Raw genomic sequence first — 23,911 nt, 5'->3', positions numbered from 1 at the left:
TGCTGACGAGTTATTCACTCGGACGCAAAATATAGATTCAGTAAAAAAACGCTTCAATGTATTTTGAAGCGTTTTTTTGTTTAATTAAAAAATATTTTCTTACAAAGTTCGTTACTAAAGATATGAAACAAAATATCTTATGAAAACTTCTTTCTTAATCTTCTTAACATTATTTCTTTACTCACACAAAAAAATATCAGGTCAAAATAAATTTTCTAAATTAAATGACACGATTGTTATTAAAACAAAAATCCAAAAGGGAGATGGACTATTTCAATTAGGGGCAGCCCCATTAGCTCTTATAAACGCTTCTGAAAAACCTAATAACAACTTCTTTAAATACCCTAATAACATTCAAAACATTAAACACACTGAATCTCTTAGTTCTGATTTTGTTGACATAATGACTGGTACAAACAATGGACGAAATATATTTATAATTGACGAAAATGGAAATAAAGATTTCTCTGACGACAAAATACAGTCCACTAAAAAGATTTTATGGAGCAAAAATGATAAACCTATAAAATACAACCACAAAACAAACACTAAAGGTTATTCTTGGTTTAGAATGGGTTTAGTAAGAGATGATTTTTATTTTGGAAGAAGTGAACATTTAATTGGGGAATTTACTATTGACAATAAAAGTTTCACAATTCATATTGCTGATCCTATGAATGCCTTAGGCTCCTCTTATAATATAGACCCAATTTTAGCTTTAATTAAAAACCAGAATATAGTTAAAGACTCTATATCGAATCGAGACCTGCTTAAGCTAGGAGAATATTTAAACCTAAATGGAGCTTATTATAAATTTAACAACATTTCTAAAAATGGAGAGTTTATCACACTAATAAAAGAGAAAAACTTTAATAATAAAATTGGCACTCAGGTTGGAATGATTGCTCCGTCTTTTGAAGCAGTCTCTACTTCAGGTGACACCATAAACAACAATAAATTAAGCAATAAAATTACTCTAGTAGCTAATTCTTGTGGTTGTGGTGGAGACAAGAAATCTACACAAGCCTATTACGATATTAAAAAAAATTATAAAGACCTTAATGTTATTCATGTTGACTCAAAAATTGATACAGAATTAGATGGAATACATATAGATACCGAGAATAGTTTTAATAAAGATTTCTATGAAAACTACAGAAAACAATATTGCTCAAGAATAGTTTATGTTATTGGAAAAGACAACAGAATTATTGACAAATTTGAGATAACTGATTGGAAACCAATTTTACAAAAAACTCATAAATAATAATGAGGCATTTCAATACATTTTGAAACTTTTTATTTTCTATCTATTCAACTTATAATAATAAAACGCTGGTAATAGAAGTAATAATAAAACAGGTTGGATAAGAAACCTTCTGAAATTAAAAAATAAATAGTAATCTTCTTGTCTCGGATTGATAACAAAATAGAGAAACATTAAAATTAATACAATATAAGCCACGGCATAAAAGAGAACCGAAAACTTAACAACCGACCAATCTTTAAAAAACAAATACAAAATTCCTAACGACACTAAAGTATTCAACCAAAATCGTAAACTGGTATAAAACACAAGCTTTGCCAACTCACGCCTTGGACTATCGATATATAAATAGTCGTTTTTAAAAAAAGTCAAGTACGGATCATAAAACAAATCGCTCTCAAATGCACGAATTAAAATCAGTAATCCGAATAAAACAACAACAAGTATATAGTTTAAAATTTTAGACATTTACACGTTTTATCCTAGAAAACCGATTCACCCAAAATACCCAAAGTAAAAACATCATACCATAAATAATTACAGGAAATACAATTTCATGTAATATCGACTCGTATTCAGGATAATAATACAACCCTAAATTTATAATCACAATTCGTATAAGATTCACCACATAAATTAAAACACTCCCCAGTAACATATAAATCACTGTGGTTTTAAAATCTGAAGCAAAGGCTACAATAAATGATATAAAAAGAATAATCACACTAAACGCATTACAACCTTCTATAATTCTAGATATATAAACTCCATTTAAAATAACTTTAATAGAAGGTTCACTATTGTGAGGAATCATTTCAACCTGATACCCTAAAGTCTGTAACAGATCCTGACATTGAACCGCTACCAAATGCGTTAAATAATCCGGATAGTACAAAGATCCATCAGAAAATTGTAAGTAAAACTTATACCCTAACGACAAAGCCACATACACCAATAAAAAGGTGAGAATAAATTTTATAACGAGTTTGTATTTTACTAGAAGTGCTTTCAAATGATAACGTTAAAATTCCTTTTAACCGAATTCCGAAATTACAGCTTTTTAAATACTTTTGCTAAAACTTTTGAATTATGATTTTTGAAACCCTAAAACCACAGATAGAAACTATAATTGCGAACACCAGCAAAACGGTTGACGAGCGCGTTTTAAATATTTGTGAACTTTTAGAAGCTAATGTTAGTTATTACAACTGGGTTGGGTTTTATTTTAGAAACGGCAACAAAGAAGAATTAAAACTCGGTCCTTATGTTGGTGCACCAACAGATCATACTATTATTCCTTTTGGAAAAGGCATTTGCGGACAAGTTGCTGTAAGTAACCAAAATTTTGTCGTGCCCGATGTTGCTGCTCAAGATAATTACATTGCTTGTAGTATTACCGTAAAGGCTGAAATCGTAATTCCTATTTTTGTTAATGGGGAAAACATTGGACAGATTGATATCGACTCTAACACCCCTGACCCGTTTACCGAAGCCGATGAGCGCTTTTTAGAATTTGTTTGCACTCAGGTAGCCTCAATATTGTAACCCTTTTTAATTCCAAAACGTTTAATTGACCAACCTGTTTTAAGGTATTTTAAACTCAATTTTCTAGCTAAAAATTATCCGTGTTTTTTCGACATTTCTAAGTCTGTTTTTGAGCAAAAAATAACTACTTTTGCACTTTATAACTAGTTTAGAACAATGAGCAACGAAAAAACAGTAAAATCAGCATTAATTTCAGTATTTAGTAAAGACGGTTTAGAGCCAATCGTAAAAAAACTAAACGAACAAGGTGTAACCATCTACTCTACTGGAGGAACTCAAACATTCATTAACGACTTAGGTATCGATGTCGTTCCTGTTGAAGAAATTACATCTTACCCATCTATTCTTGGTGGTCGAGTTAAAACCTTACACCCAAAAGTATTTGGTGGTATTTTAAACAGACAAAATAATGAAAGTGACGTTAAAGAATTGGCGGATTTCGAAATCCCTCAAATCGATGTCGTTATTGTTGATTTATATCCGTTTGAAAAAACAGTTGCTTCAGGCGCTAGCGAACAAGACATTATTGAAAAAATTGATATAGGTGGTATTTCGTTAATTCGTGCTGCTGCTAAAAACTTTGCAGATGTTACCTGTGTAGCTTCTGTTGATGATTATGCGGATTTCTTAGAAATCATTTCTAAAAACAACGGAAGTATTTCATTAGAAGACAGAAAACGTTTTGCTACTAAAGCATTTAACGTATCATCTCACTATGATTCTGCTATTTTCAACTACTTCAACCAAAACCAAGAAGAGGTGGTTTTAAAAATTAGCGAAACCAACGGTAAGGCATTACGTTACGGAGAAAACCCACACCAAAAAGGATCGTTCTTCGGCGATTTCGATGCGATGTTTACCAAACTTAACGGAAAAGAATTAAGCTATAACAACCTTTTAGATGTTGATGCAGCCGTTAACTTAATTAACGAATTTAAAGGTGAAGCGCCTACTTTCGCTATCTTAAAACACAACAACGCTTGTGGTTTTGCACAAAGTGAAACCATTCACCAGGCTTATGTTGATGCCTTAGCTGGAGATCCTGTTTCTGCTTTTGGTGGTGTTTTAATCAGTAACACAACTATCGATAAAGCAACTGCTGAAGAAATTAACAGCTTATTCTGTGAAGTAGTTATCGCTCCAGCCTTCGATGATGAAGCTGTAGAGATTTTAAAAAGCAAAAAGAACAGAATCATTCTTGTGCTTAACGATGTAGAATTACCGCAAACTAATGTTAGAAGTTGTTTAAACGGTATTCTTGTTCAAGATAGAAATAGCGTAACAGATACAATTGAAGGATTGACTTATGTTACAAACAATAAGCCTTCAGAAGCAGAGTTAGAAGATTTAATCTTTGCTTCAAAAATTTGTAAACACACCAAGTCGAACACCATCATCTTAGTTAAAAACAAACAATTATGCGCTGGTGGAACTGGGCAAACAAGTCGTGTTGATGCTTTAGAGCAAGCAATTCACAAAGCAAACTCATTCAACTTCGATTTAAATGGTGCAGTAATGGCAAGTGATGCATTCTTCCCATTCCCTGACTGTGTAGAGATTGCAAACAAAGCAGGTATTAAAGCGGTTATTCAACCAGGAGGTTCTATTAAAGACCAATTAAGCATCGATTACTGTAACGATAACGATGTGGCCATGGTATTTACAGGAACACGTCACTTTAAACACTAAAAAACACATAAATATTAAGGTTTAAATAGTCTAAGGCTTAATAAATCTCGTATAACTAAACTAAGTACGAATTTATTAAAATTTGTAGGCATTTAAACCTTAATATATTTATTAACTTTTACTACATTTACGAGAAACGTTTTAAACCTCAAAAATTATTTAATTGCCCATGGGATTTTTTGACTTCCTAACCGAAGAAATCGCAATAGATTTAGGTACTGCCAACACATTAATTATTCACAACGACAAAGTTGTTGTTGATGCACCTTCTATCGTTGCTCGTGATAGAGTATCTGGAAAAATTATTGCCGTCGGACAGGAAGCCAGTTTAATGCAAGGAAAAACCCATGAGAATATTAAAACCATTCGTCCGTTAAAAGACGGGGTTATTGCAGATTTCGATGCTTCTGAGCAAATGATTAGTATGTTCATTAAAAACATACCGGCATTAAAAAAGAAGTTTTTTACGCCTGCATTACGTATGGTAGTTTGTATTCCTTCAGGTATTACTGAGGTTGAAATGCGTGCGGTAAAAGAAAGTGCCGAACGTGTAAATGGTAAAGAGGTTTACTTAATACACGAGCCAATGGCTGCGGCAATTGGTATTGGTGTAGATATTATGCAACCTAAAGGTAATATGATTGTTGATATAGGTGGTGGTACTACCGAAATCGCTGTAATCGCTTTAGGAGGTATTGTATGTGACAAATCGGTTAAAATTGCAGGAGACGTATTTACAAACGATATTGTTTACTACATGCGTACGCAACACAACTTATATGTTGGTGAACGTACTGCCGAAAAAATTAAAATTCAAATAGGTGCTGCAACCGAAGATTTAGAGTTGCCTCCAGAAGATATGAGCGTTCAAGGTCGCGATTTATTAACAGGAAAACCAAAACAAGTTTCAATCTCGCACCGTGAAATCGCTAAGGCTTTAGACAAATCTATTTTACGAATTGAAGATGCGGTTATGGAAACCTTATCCCAAACCCCTCCAGAATTAGCTGCCGATATTTACAACACAGGTATTTATCTTGCCGGTGGTGGTTCGATGTTAAGAGGTTTAGATAAGCGTTTATCTCAAAAAACAGATTTACCAGTTTATATCGCCGAAGATCCATTAAGAGCCGTAGTTAGAGGTACAGGGATTACACTTAAAAATTTACCTAAATACAAAAGTGTATTGATAAAATAGGCGGATAAAACATGCAACAGATTATTAATTTCATAATAAGAAACAAAAACTTCTTGTTGTTCTTGTTGCTGTTTGGTATTTCTCTTTTTTTTACAATTCAGTCGCATTCGTATCACAAGAGTAAGTTTATAAATTCAGCAAACTTTTTAACAGGTGGTGTTTACAATTCTGTAAGCAACATTAACGGCTATTTCAATTTAAAATCTCAAAATGAGATATTAGCTGAAGAAAACAATCGTCTAAAAAACTTACTTTACAATTCGAATACAAAACAGGACTCTGTATTTTTAGACACCCTTGGCGTTAACCATATTTACAAGTTTAGAACTGCTAATATTATAAAAAACAATTACTCGGCTACCGACAATGTGCTTTTAATAAATAAAGGGTTCAAAGATAGTATTCAAGAAGATTTCGGAGTTATTTCTTCAAAAGGTATTATTGGTGTTATTAATAAAACAAGTCGAAATTACGCCACCGTTATTTCTGTATTAAATAGCACAATTAAAATTAGTGCGCAATTAAAGAAAACGAATCATTACGGTTCCCTAACCTGGAATGGCAAGGATCCGGAATTTGCACAACTTATCGATATTCAAAAAATTGCTCCGGTAGCCAAAGGCGATACGATTGTAACAACTGGCATGTCTTCTATTTTCCCAAAAGGAATTCCTGTTGGCGTTGTTGCTAATTTTAAACTTGACAATGCCGAGAATTTCTATGAAATTAACGTGAAGCTTTTTAACGACATGACCAATCTTGAGCATGTTTATATTATAGAAAATACCAACAAATCTGAAATTAAAAACTTATTAAGCGGAAGAACCAATGAATAATGCCGCTTACTCAAATATCGCCCGCTTTGTTATTTTAGTATTGGTACAGGTACTTATATGTAACCATATTAATTTTTTAGGCTACATTAATCCGTATCCTTACATTTTATTCATCTTACTATTTCCTGTAAAAAACAATCGCATGTTAATCATCTTTTTGAGTTTTTTAATAGGACTTACGGTTGATTTATTTCAGGATTCAGGTGGTATTCATGCAGCGGCCAGTGTGTTTATAGCTTATGCAAGACCATTAATTTTGAAGTTCTCGTTCGGAATGATGTACGAACACCAAACCATTAAATTTGATAATGTAGAATTCGGATCGAAATTCACTTATATTTCCATATTAACTTTAGTACATCATTTTGTATTGTTTTCTTTAGAAATATTTAATGCTTCAAAAATAATTTTAGTGCTTCAGAAAACGTTATTCTCTAGTATATTTACTATTTTATTATGTATTCTGGCAACCATTATTTTTAGTAGAAAAAAATAGATGAGACAATTTTTGCTTTACATTGTTATAGTTCTAGCAGGATTATTGTTTATTTCTAGGCTCTTTTATCTTCAAATCTACAATCCAAATAGTAACAATTTATTTGAAGACAATGCCATTAGAAAAGTTTACGATTATCCGAAGCGCGGTTTTGTTTTCGACCGTAATGGCGAACTATTAGTATCAAACCAGCCATCCTACGATGTGATGGTGATTCCTCGTGAAGTAAAACCACTAGATACCTTAGAGTTTTGTTCGCTTTTAAAAATAGACAAAGAACGCTTTAAAGAAAAATACAAAGAAGCCTATAATTATTCCCCGAGGTTACCATACGTATTCATTCCTCAATTATCAAAGGCCGATTATGCGGTTTTACAGGAAAAGATGCGAAAGTTTGAAGGGTTTTATATCCAAAAACGTTCGTTAAGACATTATCAGACCTCTATTGGAGCTAATGTTTTAGGTAGCATTAGTGAAGTAAGGAATCGTGATATGGAAAATGACCCATATTATAAATCCGGAGATTTAATTGGTAGAGAAGGTGTCGAAGCCTCTTATGAAGAAATTCTGCGTGGTGTAAAAGGCATAAAATTTATTCAGAAAGACCGATTTAATAGAAACATCGGCCCTTACAAAGATGGCATCTACGACACCATTCCTGTACAAGGCAAAGACATTACCATTACCATTGATGCCGAATTACAAGCCTATGGCGAATTATTAATGCGTAATAAACGCGGTGGTATCGTTGCATTAGAACCATCGTCCGGAGAGATTTTGGCTATGATTGCTGCTCCTTCCTTCGATCCGAATTTACTGGTTGGGCGAGAACGTTCTAAAAATTTCACCAAATTATTTAGAGACTCCATTGCCAAGCCCCTTTTTAATCGAAGCTTGCAAGGGGTTTACGAACCTGGTTCTCCTTTTAAATTAATGAATGCCTTAATAGCACTTCAGGAAGGCGTAATGACCCCAAATGAAATTGTAACCTGTAATGGAGGCTATCATTATGGTGGGCGCGTTATGGGATGTCACTGTGCTTATGGCACCAGAAATAACATGGTTGGCGGCATTATGCACTCTTGCAATGCTTACTTTGCAACGGCTTATAGAAAAATATTAGATAAAAACGGAAATGCCTCCGAGGGTATTGATAAATGGAGTTCCCATGCCAAAAGTTTTGGTTTAGGTAACTTTTTGGGGTACGACTTACAAATTGGTCAAAAAGGTAGAATTCCGGATCGTGATTACTACAAATACGTATACCCAAATACCTTTTATTCTACTTATACCATATCGAATGCTATTGGTCAGGGAGAGGTTGCCACAACCCCTATTCAATTAGCAAATATGATAGCAGCTATAGCGAATAGAGGTTATTTTTATACACCACATATCATTAAAGAAATTGAAGGTCAAGACATTCCGGAAAAGTATACAACACCTAAACATACCACAATTGACAAGGAAAATTTTGAACCGGTTATAGAAGGTATGCTACAAGTTTACAAACAAGGTACAGCCTCTGCTTTACAAGTTCCGGATATTGAGATTTGTGGAAAAACAGGTACGGTAGAAAATTTCACAACAATAGATAGCACAAGAACACAACTTACCGACCATTCCATTTTCGTGGCCTTTGCACCTAAAGACAATCCTAAAATTGCTTTGGCCGTTTTTGTTGAAAATGGGTACTGGGGAAGTCGTTTTGCAGGACGAGTAGCCAGTTTACTTATAGAAAAACATCTAAAAGGTGAAATTACCCGTACCGATTTAGAAGACTGGTTGTTACGACATACGTTAGAACACGAATATGAAAAACCTTATTCAGGAGAACCTTTTGGCATTAACCGAAATACCACACTAGAGCAAGTATCTCCAGAAGAATACAAAGAACTTAAAGAAGAATTAGCCAAACTTAACAACCAAAACATTAATGGTTAGAAACACGAACAGACATTTTAAATTTGACTGGATTACTATTATTCTTTTTCTACTATTAGCAGGCTTTGGTTGGATTAATATTATCTCGGCTTCTCATATTGGAGACGAGATTAATTATTTTGATTTCTCACAACCTTATGGCAAGCAACTAATCTTTATTTTCTTAACATTTGCTCTTATCGTTCTGCTCCTTGCTATTGACGCGAAGTTTTATGAACGGTTTTCGAGTGTTATTTATATTATTTCGATGCTCTCCCTCATGGGATTGTTTGTATTTGGTAAAAATGTAAATGGAGCAACCTCCTGGTACGGTATTGGGGGCATGACCATACAACCCAGTGAGTTTGCTAAAACTGCTACAGCCCTGGCTGTTGCTAAATATGTTAGTGACCTAAACACCAATATAAAGACCTTTAAGGATCAGATACAGGTTTTTATAATAATTATTATTCCTGCAGTTCTGGTTTTACTTCAAAACGACACGGGAAGTACCATTGTATACGGTGCCTTTTTCTTCGTCTTATACAGAGAGGGTTTACCTAAATTTTATTTAAACATTGGTATTTCACTCATTATACTTTCTATTTTATCCCTAAAATTTGGCGGTTTAATAACCACGTTTATTTCAGGTATTTTAATCTTTGGATACTATTTCTTTAACAGAAGAAAATCAAACCTATTGGTTTTTATTTTGGCTTTTCTTTTGTCTGCAGGCGTCTCTTTCGGAATAAAATTCTTTTACAATTCGGTACTTCAGCCACACCAAAAAGACCGTATTAGTTTATGGCTACGCTTAGAAAAAGACCCTGAAAAACTAGAGCGAATGAAAAAAACCTTTGCCTACAACCTAAACGAATCTGAAAAAGCTATTGGCTCTGGAGGTTTTACAGGACGAGGGTTTATGGAAGGCACACGAACCACAGGTAAATTTGTTCCCGAACAACACACCGATTATATCTTTAGTACGGTTGGTGAAGAATGGGGCTTCTTAGGAAGTTCATTAGTTGTTATTGTATTTGTTCTATTATTATTACGGATTCTACATTTAGCAGAATTACAAAAATCGCAGTTTAGTCGCGTTTATGGTTACAGTGTAGCGGCTATTATTTTTGTCCACTTCTTTATAAATATTGGTATGGTTATGGGCTTAATCCCAACCATTGGTATTCCTCTACCCTTATTTAGCTACGGAGGTTCAGGGCTTTGGGCATTTACCATTTTAATATTTATCTTTATAAAATTAGATTCAAACAGAATCAATGAGTGGTAGCCGAAAATTGGCTTATATCAATCATAATTTTATGAAAACCCATAATGGGTATTTGGCAAACTAAAGGCTTTATTCGCTGATAACTCGAAATAAAAGTAACAGCAATCTCTTGGCTAAAATTCAAAATAGATGAAAATATATCGTATTCTTTTTTTCGGAATAGTTCTGATGATGTCCTCTTGTCACGGACCAAAAAACCTTTTAAGACACGGGTTTTCTTCTGAACAAATTGATTTAATTATGGCATCGGACTCTTTAGCTCCCATGCGCGTTTTTAAAATTACCGATAAAAAAGACTCTTTATTACTTCGTACCAAAAGTTCAAAAATAAAAGCCAATCCAGACGATGTTGTTTTGCAACATTTCGTAAAACGTTTGTATGCTACGGTTAGAGACAGTATATCTATGGGAGTTGGCATTGCCGCTCCTCAAGTAGGTATATTAAAAAATATTATCTGGGTACAGCGCTTTGATAAAGAAGACTTAGCTTTTGAAGTTTACCTAAATCCTGTTATAAAAGAATACTCTAAAAAGAAACAGGTTTGTAAAGAAGGATGTTTATCAATCCCCGGAAGAAGCGACACCTTAAGCACTAGAGCCTTCAGTATAAAAATTGCTTACGACACGATGGATGCTAAACATAAAACCGAAACTGTTGAAGGCTTTACTTCAGCGATTTTTCAGCATGAAATAGATCATTTAAACGGCATCTTATACCTCGATCATTTACAGAAAGAAATACAAGACACCGCTCAATAAATCTTATTGCTTTTTAATTTCTAATTTTTCAGCAAAATAGTCGCAGAAATCTTTCATCGTAGCTGTCATTTTTTCATCTTGAGTCGCACGATTAAAGGTATCGCTCATGGCCACTAACGTTTGATGAAAAAACACTTTCATTTCATCTACAGGCATATCTTTGGTCCATAGGTCGATGCGTAAGGTTTCCTGTGCATTAGAATCCCAAACCGAAAGCAACATCGCTTTAGCCTCTTCGTTGGTTATTCCACCATCTTGGGCTGTCCAATGTAATTTCTCAGGCACTCTATTTTCATCAAGCTCGACTTGAAGTTCTATTTTTGAAGTATGATTTTTAGACATTTATTTTCTTGGTTTAAACTTTGAATTATTAAAAATTTCATCGGCATTTGTTATCAGCATATCTTTTAAAGACACTTCATTATGCTCCATATATGCTCTAACAATCTGCCATCCTATATATTGTCCCAGTTGCCCAGGTGATTCTGAATCGATACCTTCTAAATAAAATTTAGAAAACGGCGCTTCAGCTATAAATCTTCCTGATAACTTGGAGTCAGTGCTAAACAACATTTCATGCTCTACAAAATGGCGCCAAATTTCACTTTCGTTAACTTGTGCCCATTCTAGCTCTGCTTCTGTATATCCAATTCTTGATGCTTCAGTTTTAAAAGGCACCATAATATCTTTAAAATACAATTGCTTTCCGAAGTAAATCATCTCATCTAAAAACGTTCTATGGCTAACAGGATGGATATATTTCTTGGCGTATTCGCCCGCTAAATCGATAACAATATTTTCCTTTTTAAAGCCTTCACTTAAATACACCGGAATACTTTGATAAAACTCATGATCTGCTCCCAGGTAATTATCTAAAGCCACAATATCAATCGTATCGGTAACAATAACACGATTTCTGTAATCGACATCACTGGTTATTGTAATGATTCTTGGCACATGAAATTCAGGAAAATAATATTTTAAATGATTGAAAAGTGATTCAATTTCTAATTCTGTAGAAGAAAAATTACTGAAGGTTTTATCAACTTCCGCAAACAATTGTTGCTGCAAAGTGTCAGACACTTTAGCTAACCAAAACGAATCGGTAAACTTTTCATTAAACATAAAAGGGTATGCCTTTTTTAAATCGTTTAATTTTGAAACATTCACTCCTGCAAACAAAGTATCGAAACGTTCTATTTTAGCATCAATATTAATCTTTGCAATTTCGTTCTCTAATTTGTTTTCCTTTTGACAGGAAAAAACACTCACTAAAAAAATTAAAAACAATAATCCCTGTTTCATATAAAACTTAAACGCTATAAATTTTTATTAATTGGTCGATTCGTTTATTTTTGTTTACAAAGGTACTATTCTTAGAATTAAATTCATTTAATATGCAAACAGAAAAAGTTGTAGATTACATAGTTGATTGGCTAAAAAGTTACGCCACCAAAGCAGGCGTAAAAGGTTTTGTAATTGGTGTCTCTGGCGGAATTGATTCTGCTGTGACCTCTACCCTTTGTGCCAAAACAGGTTTACCGCTTTTATGTTTAGAAATGCCTATTCATCAGGCTCCAAACCAAGTGAGTCGCGCGTTAAATCATATTGAATGGTTACAAGCAAATTTTAAAGAGGTAACGATGACACAGGTCAACCTAACTCCTGTGTTTGATAGCCTGATTGCTTCCTTACCTCCTGTAGAAAACGAAGAGGAGCGCTTTATGTCTCTTGCGAATACCAGAGCGCGTTTACGTATGACATCGTTGTACTACTTTGCGGCTTTAGATAAATTATTAGTAGCAGGAACCGGAAACAAGGTTGAGGATTTTGGTGTTGGTTTTTACACCAAATACGGAGATGGAGGTGTTGATTTAAGTCCGATTGCCGATTTATATAAAACTCAGGTTTACGAAATTGCCAAATTTTTAGGTGTCAATCAAGAGATTATTGATGCAGCTCCAACCGATGGTCTGTGGGGCGACGACCGTACCGACGAAGACCAAATAGGAGCGTCTTATCCAGAATTGGAATGGGCTATGGAAATGGACGCCGAAGGTAAGACCTACGAGGACTTTTCAGGACGAGAACAAGAGGTATTTAAAATCTACAAACGCCTTAACATGGCTAACAAACATAAGATGATTCCTATACCTGTTTGCGAAATTCCAAACAATTTGCTTTAATTATTGCAAATCACATAAAATTTCCCTACTTTTGTAATAAGCTTATTCTCTCAATTATAATAACCTCTCTAACTAATTATAATAAAGCTTTAAAATTATGGTAAAAGTATTAATAGCAGACAATCACCCTATTACCAGGAAAGGGCTTGAGGTTCTATTTTCTGCATCTTCCAACATTAAAATTGTAGGAAGTGTAGACAACGGCGAAGCCGTGATGGAATTCATCAAAAATAATCCTGTAGACATCCTTTTAACAGAAGCAGATCTTCCAAAATTAAACGGTTTAACAATTTTACGTTATCTTAAAAAAGATTATCCAGACGTAAAAACCCTTATTTTTAGTGGTGAACCAGAAGAAGTATATGCCATTAACGCCATTAAAGCCGGCGCTAACGGGTATTTACACAAATCTGTAAACGTTATTACAATAAACGAAGCCATCCTAAAAGTAGCTGAAGGCGGTATTTATTTAAGCAACGAATTAACACAACAGTTAGCATTTGGAAGCCGAGCAAATAAATCTGGATCTTTCTATAAAAAACTTTCTACAAGAGAAGCCGAAGTTTTAAAACTTCTAACCATCGGTAAAAAGAATAAAGAAATTTCTAAGGAGCTTGACATTAACGAAAAAACCGTTAGTACTTATAAAGCGCGTTTAATGCGTAAATTAAAAGTTACTAATTTGGTTGATCTAGTAAATCAAGCCAAGCTTAAAGAATCGTTGTTATAAAACACGATTTAATTTTCTAGACAATAACATTTTTAAACCAGAATAGTCTTTGACTTCTTCAAGTACATTTCGATTTACATCAGCTTTATTTGACAATGTTTCTTGTTGAAATTCCTTGACTTTTTGGTCGATTAAAAAACAACGGAGGTTAAGTATAGTTTCACTAACTAATTGCGCAACGCTGTGCTGTTTTTCTTTTGGAAAAATATCCATGCGTTGCCAGTTATCTAGTGAGTAGCGTTCATCCTCCATTAAAATATTAGAAATCTCATACCCCATATCCGGGTCTACGGAATTAATGAAACTCCTCAATTCAAAATTTTCATTCTGATTCAAAGCTTCAATGAGCGTATAGTAAATGGTTTTAAACTGCGGATTACCAAACTGCATTTCATCATCCTGTAAGTCTAAATAAATTTTTTCAAATACCCGAGCGGTATGAATAACAGGCTCCAATTCCAATTCGCCCTTATCATTTTCCTTTAAAACCAAATCTTCAAACTCTTCTGATTTACTTCCGTAAAGCAATAAAATTTCTATAATTTTTCGCTCTAATAAATACTGAACATCAACTTTTTTTACTGCTGCCGGCTGCTGTTGATTTTTAATAACATCGAATGCTTTATAATCGCCACCCTGCTTTTTATTATCCTTAACATCTTTATTATTGATTTGAGCCAAGGTACTAAAAAGCACATCTTCACTTATATCCATAATGCGCGCACACTCCTGAATATAAATTTCCTTTTTAATCTGATCTGGAATTTTTGAAATACTGTTTACAATATCGCGTACCGTTTCAGCTTTTTTTATCGGATCGTTTTTTGATTCCTCAAAAAGAATCGAGGCTTTAAACTGAATAAAATCTTTCGAATTTTGGCTTAAATATTCGGTTAACTCTTCCAAAGTATTTTGTCTGGCAAAACTATCAGGATCTTCGCCTTCGGGGAACGAACAAACCTTTACATTCATACCTTGCTCTAAAATTAAATCGATACCGCGAAGTGATGCCCGCATACCCGCTGCATCACCGTCAAAAAGGACGGTTATATTTTTAGTTAAGCGGTTTATTAATCGTATCTGCTCTGAGGTTAAAGCTGTTCCCGATGAAGACACTACATTAGTCACCCCTGTTTGGTAAAACTGAATCACATCGGTATAGCCTTCTACTAAATAACAATTATCTTCTTTTGCTATACTTTGCTTCGCATCGTAAATACCATAAAGCACATTACTTTTATGGTAAATATCACTTTCAGGTGAATTCAGGTACTTTGCTGCCTTTTTATCATTTATTAAAATACGACCACCAAAACCGAGTACGCGACCACTCATACTTTTTATAGGGAACATGACACGCCCTTTAAAACGATCGAATCGCTTCTCGTCTTTTACAATGGTTAATCCGGTTTTTTCAAGATAATCTATATTATATCCCTTTTTTAAAGCTTCGTCTGTAAAGGCCTGCCACTCATCAAGCGAATACCCTAAATCAAATCGTTTAATGGTTTCTTCGGTAAAGCCACGTTCTTTAAAATAACTTAAACCAATGGCTTTTCCCTGATCAGTTTTATGAAGTATGTTTTGAAAATACGAACTGGCAAATTCACTTACCAAGTACAAACTTTCGCGCTCATTAGCCTTTTCCTTTTGCTCGTTACTTTGTTCGGTTTCCTCTATTTCAATATTGTACTTTTTTGCCAAATACTTTATGGCCTCTGGATACGTAAAGTGCTCGTGTTCCATTAGAAACGACACTACGGTACCACCCTTTCCAGTTGAGAAATCTTTCCAGATTTGTTTAACAGGCGAAACCATAAAACTTGGCGAACGCTCGTCACTAAACGGACTTAACCCTTTAAAGTTACTTCCTGCTTTTTTAAGCTGAACAAAATCGCCAATAACCTCCTCTACACGAGCGGTTTCAAAAACTAAATCTATAGAAGCGGGAGAAATCAAATGGTTTGGTTTTTAATTGAAAAAGACTAAATAATAAATTTTAATTCGAGATACAAAAATAAACATGAATAACATACTTAAACTCCAAAATACTAAAAATTCAAACAAAATTAATTTTCTACCGAGACAAATCAACATTATCTTGTAGATGTAACAATTTAACATCATGCTCGTCAACTGATTAAACTTATTACAATACCAAAAGACATGAACCGCAGAAAATTATCTATAATCGCAGGCTTTAGCTATTTTATCATCTTCTTTGCTGCCATCTTTGCAAATTTTTACGTTATAGAAACCATATTAAAAACCCCATTAGAAACTGTTACGAATAACGACTTCATGATTAGATTAGGAATAATAGCCTTTTTAATAACTGTTGTGTTTGATGTTGTTGTAGCATGGGCACTTTACCTTTTATATAAAACTCACTATTTATCAACTTTAAGCACCTATTTTAGAATGATGCATGCTGCAATTATGGGGGTTGCCATTTTTACTTTGCCCCTAACTTTAAAAGCTACAAATGATACTGATGTTCTAAATTACATCAATACATTTAATACCATCTGGCTAATCGGACTTTTCTTTTTTGGAATTCACCTCATCCTTTTAGGACGCATCATTAAGACACCTAAGTTCATTACTCTCTTTCTCATATTAGCTGGTTTAATGTATATGATTGATACTTGCGCTCATTTTTTATTAGCTGATTACGAAAAATACAGTTCGGTTTTCCTTACGTTGGTTGCTACACCGAGTATTGTTGGAGAAATGTCTCTTGCCATCTGGCTTTTATTTAAAGGCTTTAAACATTCAATACAATAAAAAAAGCGACACGTTAAGTGTCGCTTTTTTTATTAATTAATCGACATCGAACCGAAGTCCAACAGAAATATTATTTTGTCTGATATCCTGATCTTTAAACAGCGGAGATAAATCATATTTCACATACAAAGCTACATCGTCGATAGCCAAGTAGCCACTTAATCCGTAAACCAAGTTACTGGTATTAAAACTGCGTTTTTGTTTTTCTTTAGAACGTTCTCCATCGGCTGTATATTTAAGCTTTTGTCGCGTTCCTACGTTAAATCCGCCATAACCCCCAAGACCTATTTTAAACTGATTTTTAGTGGAGTACCTAAAGTAATTTTCGCGTTCTATTTTTTTAGATGGCCCAAACTCAAAATGAACAGGAAACACTAGATTAGAAACCGATAATTTTGCTTTTTTAAGATCATAAGGAAAAGGTTCTAAAAATGTTTGATCTCCATCCTGAACAAAATATTGATTATCGGCAGCTTTTAATCCGTTAATTTGCAACGACCATCCGTACTTTAATCTCATAAAATTAGATTCTTTAAATACTCTGGTTTTCCAGGCCCAACCCATTTCGAAAAAACGCGACCCTCCAAATTTATAAGGCGAATCGTCTAACTTCTCGCCTTCTATTATAGCATTGTTAAAACCAAATGCTAAAACAAAATCGCTTGTTGTACGTCTGTCGTATTTTCGTGGTTTGTCATCTTCTTTATCACCAACAAACACAATACTTTCGCTAGTCTCATCGCCGGTTCCAATACGAATTATAATGTTTTCATCTCCCTTCTCAATATCATAATCGTCTTCATTACGTTTAAGAAGTTCTATTTTATTATCGACGATAGCTACGCGATTTTCGATATTTAAAGCACGCTTTTTAGCAGCCTCTTTCTTTAATATATCGGCTTCCAAATTGGTCAATTCGCCTTTTTCAAGCCTAACATTTATTGCCTCCACTTCTTGTTTAAGCATGTCACGTTCCTGACTTTGAACAACCTCCTTTTCCTTTAATAAAAGTTCTATTTTCTCTTTGTTATTCACATTTTGAATTGTGTCCTGTGCATTGATGAATTGCACACTTAAACACAGTGCTGTAAGCACTAAGATTTTAGTAATGGTTTGCATAACTGTTCGTTTTTTGATCCCTAAACGGGCATTGATTTGTATAATTGATTTTGAATGATGATTTTATTGATTACGCTGTGCAACGGCTGTTTTCACCGTACCGAAACTGGTTTTAATAGCCTCAAACACTTTACTTCTAAACGATTGATCTAATTCGGTTTCTACATCCTGAAGTAGTAAATCGGCATCAACAATTCCAGTAGACTGATTGATAATTATCTCCTTATTAATACTACGTTGCGCCTCAATTAGCAAAGCTTCAATTTCATCTTCGGTGACGTTTTTATTCTGAGTCATTAAATCGTTAACCTTAGCAACAACTTCTTCTACTTTCTGGTCTTCAAAACTTAACTCCTTTTTAAGTTGGCGATTTACTTTTTGCAGATCTTCCGGAGTTACCGATTCTTCTTTAGCTATAATTACAGGCTCCTCTTGTTTAGGTATAATTTCATTTTGCTTTTTAAGCACAGACTCCTGAAGTGTTTTGTTAGAGTGATGTTCTTCAATCTTCAAAGTATCATCCTCATAAGCAATAACCTCGACCGGGTCGTCTTGTTTAATTTCCTTCGGGTTATCAACAATTACTGGTTCTGCATCTTCAGTTTTAATAAATAAGGTTACCAAAAACAAGATCCCTATAAAACTGGCAGCAATGCCTAGCCACCAATACCCTTTATTATTTGACTTTTTTTCATTGGCATCTAATCGTTCTGCAAGTGTATTCCATGCCTCTCTTGAAGGATGTATTTTTCTATCTTCAAGCTTTTCCTTTATATGCTTTTCAAAATCAGTTCGTGCCATAGCTTGTTGTGTTTCTATTCTTAATTTTTTCCTGTAAAAGCTTTCTAGCTTTAAATAACTGCGACTTAGATGTACTCTCGGCAATGTTTAACATGGTTGCAATCTCCTGATGTTTATACCCCTGTATCGCATACATTACAAATACTATTTTATAACCTTCAGGCAATTCGTCAATAAGTTGTTGTATCTCTTCTACCTCAATTTCGGTTTCTATATTATTAGTAAACTCATTTTTAAAGTCCACCTCTTCAACCGGAAATTCAATATTTTTTTGTTGCCTTAAATAACTTATACATTCTCTAACCATGATTCGTCTAACCCAACCTTCAAAACTTCCGTCGCTCCTAAAGCTTTTTAAATTCGTAAAGACTTTAAAAAATCCATTCATCATCACTTCCTCAGCCTGATACACATCTTTTATATAATATCGGCAAACACTTAACATTTTAGGCGCATGACTTTCAAACAAGGTGTGTTGCGCCTCTCGGTTATTTTTTACCGCTCGCTTTATGAGTGTCGACTCGTTCTTATGAAGTTGAATAACTTTCAATAATCTGTTCATTTGGTCTTCTATTTAAATAGACGAGAATTTTAATATAATGGTTGCCTGCGTTCTTATATTTTTTTGAAAAATTAAACAAACCACTACTTTTCAGCAATTTAATTTACACCTAACATTAATTTAATCTTAATTTTCTACATCTTTTAACATACAATCTATAAAAACACAATTTAATTACCCCAAAAGCAAACCAAATTAAATGGCAACCGATTGATGAGTATACAATTTAATTATAGACAAATTATGAAGCACATATATTTTTAGAAATATTTTTAACAAATACGAATAAACGCTAAGTTTAATTTACATATAACTTTAATTCGCTGTCTATTCTTCAATTTTTAAGTATATTTAAGTACATACTTATTAATTTATGAACAAGAACAATCTATTTTCTTCCTATGATAAGTTACCCAACACCTGGGATGAAATGTACAACGACAATGCTGAGTTTAGAGTTCAATACGAACAATTTGTTGAATACCTAAAAAACACCTCACCTGAAAAACTATCAACCAAAGAAGAACTAGCCAAACAGTTATTTATGAGTCAAGGGGTCACTTTTACCGTATATAATAACAATGAAGGCATTGAAAAAATATTCCCATTCGATATTGTTCCGAGAATTATAACCGCCGAAGAATGGGATAAAATAGAACGCGGTATTAAACAACGGCTTAAAGCCCTAAACTTGTTCATAAAAGATATTTACCATGAACAATTTATTATTAAAGATGGTATTATTCCTGGTGAATTAATTTTCTCCTGCCCATACTTCTTAAGGGAAATGAAGGGGGTTAATGTACCGCACGATATTTATGTACATATTTCGGGAGTCGATTTAATTCGCAATGAAGATGGCGAGTTTTATGTTCTTGAAGATAATTTAAGAACACCTTCTGGAGTGAGTTACATGCTTGAAAACAGAGAAATTTCCAAACGTCTTTTCCCTGGCATATTACCTAAAAACGGCGTACGATCCGTATCAAATTACCCTAACTTTTTATACCGAAAACTAAAAGAACTTTCTCCTATCGTTAATCCTAACGTAGTATTATTAACTCCAGGTATATACAATTCGGCGTACTACGAGCATACCACATTGGCCAGACTTATGGGGATTGAACTTGTAGAAGGAAACGACCTCGTAGTCAAAGACCATTTTGTGTATATGAAAACAACAAATGGCCTGAAACAAGTTGATGTTATTTATCGTCGTGTCGATGATGACTACTTGGATCCATTAGAGTTTAAAGCAGAAAGCATCTTAGGTGTAGCAGGTATCATGGCGGCATACCGTAAAGGAAATGTAATAATTGTAAATGCTCCGGGTACGGGAATAGCCGATGACAAAGCTATCTATATTTATGTCCCAGACATGATTCGGTATTATTTAGGCGAAGAGCCTATTTTGAAAAATATTAAAACCTATCAGCTTAGTAAACCTGACGAGCTAGAATATGTTACCCAGCACATTAGGGAAATGGTTATTAAAAAGACCGACGGAAGTGGTGGCTATGGTATGCTTATGGGGCATGAAGCCAGTGATGAAGAAATAAAAGATTATCTGGATACCGTAAAAAAGAAACCCGATGGATTTATAGCGCAACCCATTTTAAAACTATCTACGGCGCCTTGCTTTATTGATGGCAAATTATCACCACGATGCATAGACCTCAGACCTTTTGCTTTAAGTGGTGTAGACGGTGTCGACATTTGTCCGGGAGGCTTAACCAGGGTTGCTCTTAAAAAGGGCTCGTTGGTGGTTAATAGTTCTCAAGGTGGCGGTAGTAAAGACACATGGGTTTTAAAATAATTTAAAAAGAAGAACGAATATATGTTAAGTAGAGTAGCAAATAATCTCATTTGGATGAATAGGTACATGGCACGTGGTAACGGTATTCTAGCCCTGTTAAAAGTAAACTTTTATGCCAATCAGGACTCACCCGAACTCTTTTCATGGACTCCGGTCATTAAAAATTTCGCATCCTCCGAAACCGAGTTTTATACCGAAGACGCCATCGAGTGTATTGATTATATGATTTTCGAGACTGGTAATGATAATTCCATAATAAATATTGTTACCCGAGCCCGAGAAAACGCCAGAAGTGTCCAGGAGCATATTTCAAGAGAATCGTGGTTATGCATCAACAACTACTACTTATTTGTAACAAATAACAATTTAAGACAACGCCTTAAGGAAGAAGACCCTATTCGTCTTCTGGAAGAGCTGCTAGGACATCATTTAATGTTTTACGGCACCAACGATATTATGCAGGAACGTGGGCCTGCCTATTACTTTATGAATGTTGGGCGGTATTTAGAACGGGTAATTTTAATTTCAGATTTTACGACATTAAAACTTAAAGAAATAAGTGAAGCTACCGATGATTTAGAAAAAGGCCTGTACTGGAGAAACCTGTTACTGGTGGTAGGTGGCTATCAAAAATATTTAAAAACGTATAAATCTTCATTTAATGAAGACCAAATTGTAGATCTCATTTTCAGAGACAAACTCTTTCCGAGATCGGTTTATTACTGCATTAATAAATTAAACAGACACATCACCGAACTTATAGAAGCAGGCGAACTTGGAAATAACAATTTACAGTTTCTTTTAGGCAAACTGGAAAGTAGTATCAAATACACGACAATTGAAAATATAAAAGATCAAGGGCTTCAAAACTTTGTTGATGGCATAAAACAAGATATAGGTGATATTTCCGAAAATATAAATTCTGTCTACTATACACCAATCAATTAATCATCCATTTATGGCAACCTATTTCATTAAACACGTCACAAAATATAGTTATGATAATCCGGTAATTGATGCGGCTAACCAATTGCGTTTACACCCTATTAATGATGAATTTCAGAATGTCAACTCTCATTATCTGGTAATTACGAATAATGCCCATGTGCAAACTTACCTCGATTATTATAAAAATATTGTTGGTTCGTTTATGATTACCGAAGCCATTACGGAGCTGTATATTGAGTCTAACATTGAAGTAACAACCTTCTCTAAAATATTACCAGAAGATACGATTGCCCCAGAAACGCAATGGAAGGAATTAGAAAACATAAAATACGACGACCCGTTTGTTGATTTCCTAATTCATAAACCATTTAGTGGTACAAATGAATTAGCCCAAATTATTGATGAAAAAGAAGTTAAACATAAAACCGTTTATCAGGCTTTGCAGGAACTATGTGACTATGTTTATAACCTTATAAAATACACTAAAGGAGTTACTAAAGTAGACTCCTCTATTGATGAAGTTTGGAAAATAAAAGCAGGCGTATGTCAGGATTTTACAAACATCATGCTCCAAGCTTTACGAATGTGTGGTATTCCAGCGCGATACGTTAGTGGTTATATTTGTCCGAATAGCGATAATACTCGTGGAGAGGGTGCGACACATGCATGGATTGAAGCCTACATCCCCTTTTATGGCTGGCTTGGTTTCGACCCAACAAACAATACTATAGCCAACGATTGTCATGTTCGTCTTGCTGTTGGCAGAGATTATAGTGACTGTGCGCCCGTTAAAGGCGTCTTTAAAGGCGATGCAAATGCTGATTTGTTTGTAAAAGTAAATGTAAGTACGTCTAAAAGTGATGAAGATTTAATTTTACCTGAAACTCCAATGTCATCAATAAAGAATAACAGCTATAAACGCCATATGGAACGTATTCAGCAACAGCAGCAACAGCAGTAATTAAAACTACTTTTTTCTCTCGATAACGTAGTTCACCATTAACTCCAATGAATTTTTATAATCAGAATCCGGATAGGTGTTCAGAATATTCAAAGCATCGGTTTGAAACTGCTTCATTTTAGTAATCGCATACTCTAAACCGCCATTAGCCTTTACAAAAGCAATAACTTCTTTAACACGCTTTTTATCCTTATTATGGTTTTTTATAGAGTTAATTAACCACTTTTTATCTTTCTTTTCTGCGTTGTTAAGCACATAAATTAAAGGCAATGTCATTTTTTGTTCTTTGATATCGATACCTGTTGGTTTCCCAATCTGGTCTTCGCTATAATCAAATAAATCATCCTTAATTTGAAAAGCCATACCAATAAGTTCCCCGAATTTACGCATCTTTTCAACATGGTCTGATTCAGGCTTAACCGAAGCTGCCCCTAAACTACAACAAGCCGCTATTAATGTGGCTGTTTTTTGTCGAATGATTTCGTAATATACATCCTCAGTAATATCCAGCTTTCGAGCCTTTTCAATCTGAAGCAATTCACCTTCACTCATTTCTCTAACAGCGACAGAAATGATTTTAAGTAAATCGAAATCGTTATTATCGATACTGAGCAATAAACCTTTCGACAGCAGATAATCGCCAATAAGAACGGCTATTTTATTTTTCCAAAGGGCATTAACTGAAAAGAATCCACGACGGCGGTTACTATCATCAACCACATCGTCATGCACCAAAGTTGCGGTATGAATCAATTCTATAACTGAAGCTCCTCGATACGTACGCTCTATAGCCTCGCCGTTAGACACCATTTTAGCTACCAAAAACACAAACATAGGGCGCATTTGCTTCCCCTTTCGATTTACGATATATGTGGTAATCCTATTTAATAAAGCTACCTTACTAGACATTGAAAGTAGAAACTTTTGCTCGAAAAGATCCATTTCAAAGGCGATAGGTTGTTTTATTTGCTCTACTATTTTCAAATGCTTAAGCTAA

General features: G+C 34.3%; 24 protein-coding genes. 15 read left to right on the top strand and 9 right to left on the bottom strand.

The window, feature by feature from the left end; genetic code table 11:
- Positions 1-139: 139 nt before the first annotated feature.
- On the top strand, positions 140-1,267 hold the full coding sequence (locus RBH94_RS08255) for a hypothetical protein (protein WP_307880475.1): 1,128 nt from the start codon (positions 140-142) through the stop codon (positions 1,265-1,267).
- 39 nt (positions 1,268-1,306) lie between these two features.
- On the opposite strand, the gene RBH94_RS08250 is transcribed toward RBH94_RS08255, so the two are convergent.
- Positions 1,307-1,735 carry an exosortase F system-associated protein gene (locus tag RBH94_RS08250; protein WP_307880474.1) on the bottom strand — a complete coding sequence of 143 codons (429 nt, stop codon included), beginning with the start codon at positions 1,733-1,735 and terminating at the stop codon, positions 1,307-1,309.
- On the bottom strand, positions 1,728-2,279 hold the full coding sequence (xrtF, locus tag RBH94_RS08245; protein WP_307880473.1) for an exosortase family protein XrtF: 552 nt from the start codon (positions 2,277-2,279) through the stop codon (positions 1,728-1,730). The genes RBH94_RS08250 and xrtF overlap by 8 nt, the downstream gene beginning before the upstream one ends.
- A gap of 77 nt (positions 2,280-2,356) precedes the next feature.
- Here xrtF and RBH94_RS08240 point away from each other — a divergent pair, with 77 nt between their 5' ends.
- The 8 genes from RBH94_RS08240 (at position 2,357) to def (ending at position 11,004) form a co-directional block, all read left to right on the top strand.
- The gene (locus RBH94_RS08240; RefSeq protein WP_307880472.1) at positions 2,357-2,812 is read left to right on the top strand and encodes a GAF domain-containing protein; all 456 of its coding nucleotides are present in this window, start codon (positions 2,357-2,359) and stop codon (positions 2,810-2,812) included.
- A gap of 156 nt (positions 2,813-2,968) precedes the next feature.
- Positions 2,969-4,501, top strand: coding sequence for a bifunctional phosphoribosylaminoimidazolecarboxamide formyltransferase/IMP cyclohydrolase (purH, locus tag RBH94_RS08235; RefSeq protein WP_307880471.1), 1,533 nt, complete (start codon positions 2,969-2,971; stop codon positions 4,499-4,501).
- Between the two features lie 169 nt (positions 4,502-4,670).
- The gene (locus RBH94_RS08230; protein ID WP_188223998.1) at positions 4,671-5,699 is read left to right on the top strand and encodes a rod shape-determining protein; all 1,029 of its coding nucleotides are present in this window, start codon (positions 4,671-4,673) and stop codon (positions 5,697-5,699) included.
- Between the two features lie 11 nt (positions 5,700-5,710).
- A complete protein-coding gene (gene mreC, locus RBH94_RS08225; protein ID WP_307880470.1) occupies positions 5,711-6,535 on the top strand; it encodes a rod shape-determining protein MreC in 825 nt (274 codons plus the stop codon).
- Positions 6,528-7,031 (top strand): rod shape-determining protein MreD, encoded by a 504-nt coding sequence (locus RBH94_RS08220; protein WP_307880469.1) that lies wholly within the window; start codon positions 6,528-6,530, stop codon positions 7,029-7,031. The genes mreC and RBH94_RS08220 overlap by 8 nt, the downstream gene beginning before the upstream one ends.
- Positions 7,032-8,975, top strand: a complete 1,944-nt coding sequence (mrdA, locus tag RBH94_RS08215; protein ID WP_307880468.1) for a penicillin-binding protein 2 — start codon at positions 7,032-7,034, stop codon at positions 8,973-8,975. It abuts the gene before it with no gap.
- A complete protein-coding gene (gene rodA / locus RBH94_RS08210; protein WP_307880467.1) occupies positions 8,968-10,245 on the top strand; it encodes a rod shape-determining protein RodA in 1,278 nt (425 codons plus the stop codon). The genes mrdA and rodA overlap by 8 nt, the downstream gene beginning before the upstream one ends.
- A 129-nt stretch (positions 10,246-10,374) precedes the next feature.
- Positions 10,375-11,004 carry a peptide deformylase gene (gene def, locus RBH94_RS08205; protein ID WP_307880466.1) on the top strand — a complete coding sequence of 210 codons (630 nt, stop codon included), beginning with the start codon at positions 10,375-10,377 and terminating at the stop codon, positions 11,002-11,004.
- Positions 11,005-11,007: 3 nt separating this feature from the next.
- On the opposite strand, the gene gldC is transcribed toward def, so the two are convergent.
- Both gldC and gldB read right to left on the bottom strand, forming a co-directional pair.
- Positions 11,008-11,346, bottom strand: coding sequence for a gliding motility protein GldC (gene gldC, locus RBH94_RS08200; RefSeq protein WP_188223992.1), 339 nt, complete (start codon positions 11,344-11,346; stop codon positions 11,008-11,010).
- The gene (gene gldB / locus RBH94_RS08195; protein ID WP_307880465.1) at positions 11,347-12,309 is read right to left on the bottom strand and encodes a gliding motility lipoprotein GldB; all 963 of its coding nucleotides are present in this window, start codon (positions 12,307-12,309) and stop codon (positions 11,347-11,349) included. It lies immediately after the preceding gene.
- Positions 12,310-12,401: 92 nt separating this feature from the next.
- Here gldB and nadE point away from each other — a divergent pair, with 92 nt between their 5' ends.
- Together nadE and RBH94_RS08185 are read left to right on the top strand one after the other, a co-directional pair.
- Positions 12,402-13,190, top strand: coding sequence for an NAD(+) synthase (gene nadE, locus RBH94_RS08190; protein ID WP_307880464.1), 789 nt, complete (start codon positions 12,402-12,404; stop codon positions 13,188-13,190).
- Positions 13,191-13,287: 97 nt separating this feature from the next.
- Positions 13,288-13,920, top strand: a complete 633-nt coding sequence (locus RBH94_RS08185) for a response regulator transcription factor (protein ID WP_307880463.1) — start codon at positions 13,288-13,290, stop codon at positions 13,918-13,920.
- Here RBH94_RS08185 and dnaG read toward each other — a convergent pair.
- The gene (gene dnaG / locus RBH94_RS08180; protein ID WP_307880462.1) at positions 13,915-15,879 is read right to left on the bottom strand and encodes a DNA primase; all 1,965 of its coding nucleotides are present in this window, start codon (positions 15,877-15,879) and stop codon (positions 13,915-13,917) included. The genes RBH94_RS08185 and dnaG overlap by 6 nt on opposite strands.
- A 207-nt stretch (positions 15,880-16,086) precedes the next feature.
- On the opposite strand from dnaG, the gene RBH94_RS08175 reads away from it, so the two are divergent.
- A complete protein-coding gene (locus tag RBH94_RS08175) occupies positions 16,087-16,707 on the top strand; it encodes a DUF4386 domain-containing protein (protein WP_307880461.1) in 621 nt (206 codons plus the stop codon).
- A gap of 36 nt (positions 16,708-16,743) precedes the next feature.
- Here RBH94_RS08175 and RBH94_RS08170 read toward each other — a convergent pair whose 3' ends face one another.
- The 3 genes from RBH94_RS08170 to RBH94_RS08160 all read right to left on the bottom strand — a co-directional run bounded on the left by RBH94_RS08170 (position 16,744) and on the right by RBH94_RS08160 (position 19,189).
- Entirely contained in the window at positions 16,744-17,826 is a 1,083-nt protein-coding gene (locus RBH94_RS08170; protein WP_307880460.1) for a hypothetical protein, read from the bottom strand.
- 63 nt (positions 17,827-17,889) lie between these two features.
- Complete coding sequence (locus RBH94_RS08165) at positions 17,890-18,627, bottom strand: hypothetical protein (protein ID WP_307880459.1); 738 nt, start codon at positions 18,625-18,627, stop codon at positions 17,890-17,892.
- On the bottom strand, positions 18,614-19,189 hold the full coding sequence (locus RBH94_RS08160; protein WP_307880458.1) for an RNA polymerase sigma factor: 576 nt from the start codon (positions 19,187-19,189) through the stop codon (positions 18,614-18,616). Before RBH94_RS08160 ends, RBH94_RS08165 begins: the two co-directional genes overlap by 14 nt.
- 373 nt (positions 19,190-19,562) lie before the next feature.
- On the opposite strand from RBH94_RS08160, the gene RBH94_RS08155 reads away from it, so the two are divergent.
- The 3 genes from RBH94_RS08155 to RBH94_RS08145 are packed head-to-tail and all read left to right on the top strand — an operon-like array spanning position 19,563 to position 22,914.
- A complete protein-coding gene (locus tag RBH94_RS08155; RefSeq protein ID WP_307880457.1) occupies positions 19,563-21,005 on the top strand; it encodes a circularly permuted type 2 ATP-grasp protein in 1,443 nt (480 codons plus the stop codon).
- Between the two features lie 21 nt (positions 21,006-21,026).
- Positions 21,027-21,953, top strand: a complete 927-nt coding sequence (locus RBH94_RS08150) for an alpha-E domain-containing protein (RefSeq protein ID WP_307880456.1) — start codon at positions 21,027-21,029, stop codon at positions 21,951-21,953.
- A gap of 10 nt (positions 21,954-21,963) precedes the next feature.
- A complete protein-coding gene (locus RBH94_RS08145; protein ID WP_307880455.1) occupies positions 21,964-22,914 on the top strand; it encodes a transglutaminase family protein in 951 nt (316 codons plus the stop codon).
- 6 nt (positions 22,915-22,920) lie between these two features.
- On the opposite strand, the gene RBH94_RS08140 is transcribed toward RBH94_RS08145, so the two are convergent.
- Positions 22,921-23,898 (bottom strand): polyprenyl synthetase family protein, encoded by a 978-nt coding sequence (locus tag RBH94_RS08140; protein WP_307880454.1) that lies wholly within the window; start codon positions 23,896-23,898, stop codon positions 22,921-22,923.
- Between the last annotated feature and the right edge of the window lie 13 nt (positions 23,899-23,911).

This window comes from Aestuariibaculum sp. YM273 (genome assembly GCF_030908365.1).
Lineage (GTDB): Bacteria > Bacteroidota > Bacteroidia > Flavobacteriales > Flavobacteriaceae > Aestuariibaculum > Aestuariibaculum marinum.
Note: the sequence above shows the minus strand (reverse complement) of the source record. Positions and strands in the feature narration are given on the sequence as shown.

Bases quoted from the DNA above. Each gene is read 5' to 3' on its own strand.
- def (WP_307880466.1), top strand. From the start codon at position 10,375: ATGAAAATATATCGTATTCTTTTTTTCGGAATAGTTCTGATGATGTCC.
- RBH94_RS08220 (WP_307880469.1), top strand. From the start codon at position 6,528: ATGAATAATGCCGCTTACTCAAATATCGCCCGCTTTGTTATTTTAGTA.
- RBH94_RS08250 (WP_307880474.1), bottom strand. From the start codon at position 1,735: ATGTCTAAAATTTTAAACTATATACTTGTTGTTGTTTTATTCGGATTA.
- gldB (WP_307880465.1), bottom strand. From the start codon at position 12,309: ATGAAACAGGGATTATTGTTTTTAATTTTTTTAGTGAGTGTTTTTTCC.
- purH (WP_307880471.1), top strand. From the start codon at position 2,969: ATGAGCAACGAAAAAACAGTAAAATCAGCATTAATTTCAGTATTTAGT.
- mrdA (WP_307880468.1), top strand. From the start codon at position 7,032: ATGAGACAATTTTTGCTTTACATTGTTATAGTTCTAGCAGGATTATTG.
- mreC (WP_307880470.1), top strand. From the start codon at position 5,711: ATGCAACAGATTATTAATTTCATAATAAGAAACAAAAACTTCTTGTTG.
- RBH94_RS08165 (WP_307880459.1), bottom strand. From the start codon at position 18,627: ATGGCACGAACTGATTTTGAAAAGCATATAAAGGAAAAGCTTGAAGAT.
- RBH94_RS08145 (WP_307880455.1), top strand. From the start codon at position 21,964: ATGGCAACCTATTTCATTAAACACGTCACAAAATATAGTTATGATAAT.
- RBH94_RS08240 (WP_307880472.1), top strand. From the start codon at position 2,357: ATGATTTTTGAAACCCTAAAACCACAGATAGAAACTATAATTGCGAAC.
- RBH94_RS08230 (WP_188223998.1), top strand. From the start codon at position 4,671: ATGGGATTTTTTGACTTCCTAACCGAAGAAATCGCAATAGATTTAGGT.
- rodA (WP_307880467.1), top strand. From the start codon at position 8,968: ATGGTTAGAAACACGAACAGACATTTTAAATTTGACTGGATTACTATT.
- RBH94_RS08170 (WP_307880460.1), bottom strand. From the start codon at position 17,826: ATGCAAACCATTACTAAAATCTTAGTGCTTACAGCACTGTGTTTAAGT.
- nadE (WP_307880464.1), top strand. From the start codon at position 12,402: ATGCAAACAGAAAAAGTTGTAGATTACATAGTTGATTGGCTAAAAAGT.
- RBH94_RS08150 (WP_307880456.1), top strand. From the start codon at position 21,027: ATGTTAAGTAGAGTAGCAAATAATCTCATTTGGATGAATAGGTACATG.
- RBH94_RS08175 (WP_307880461.1), top strand. From the start codon at position 16,087: ATGAACCGCAGAAAATTATCTATAATCGCAGGCTTTAGCTATTTTATC.
- RBH94_RS08185 (WP_307880463.1), top strand. From the start codon at position 13,288: ATGGTAAAAGTATTAATAGCAGACAATCACCCTATTACCAGGAAAGGG.
- RBH94_RS08155 (WP_307880457.1), top strand. From the start codon at position 19,563: ATGAACAAGAACAATCTATTTTCTTCCTATGATAAGTTACCCAACACC.
- RBH94_RS08255 (WP_307880475.1), top strand. From the start codon at position 140: ATGAAAACTTCTTTCTTAATCTTCTTAACATTATTTCTTTACTCACAC.
- gldC (WP_188223992.1), bottom strand. From the start codon at position 11,346: ATGTCTAAAAATCATACTTCAAAAATAGAACTTCAAGTCGAGCTTGAT.
- RBH94_RS08160 (WP_307880458.1), bottom strand. From the start codon at position 19,189: ATGAACAGATTATTGAAAGTTATTCAACTTCATAAGAACGAGTCGACA.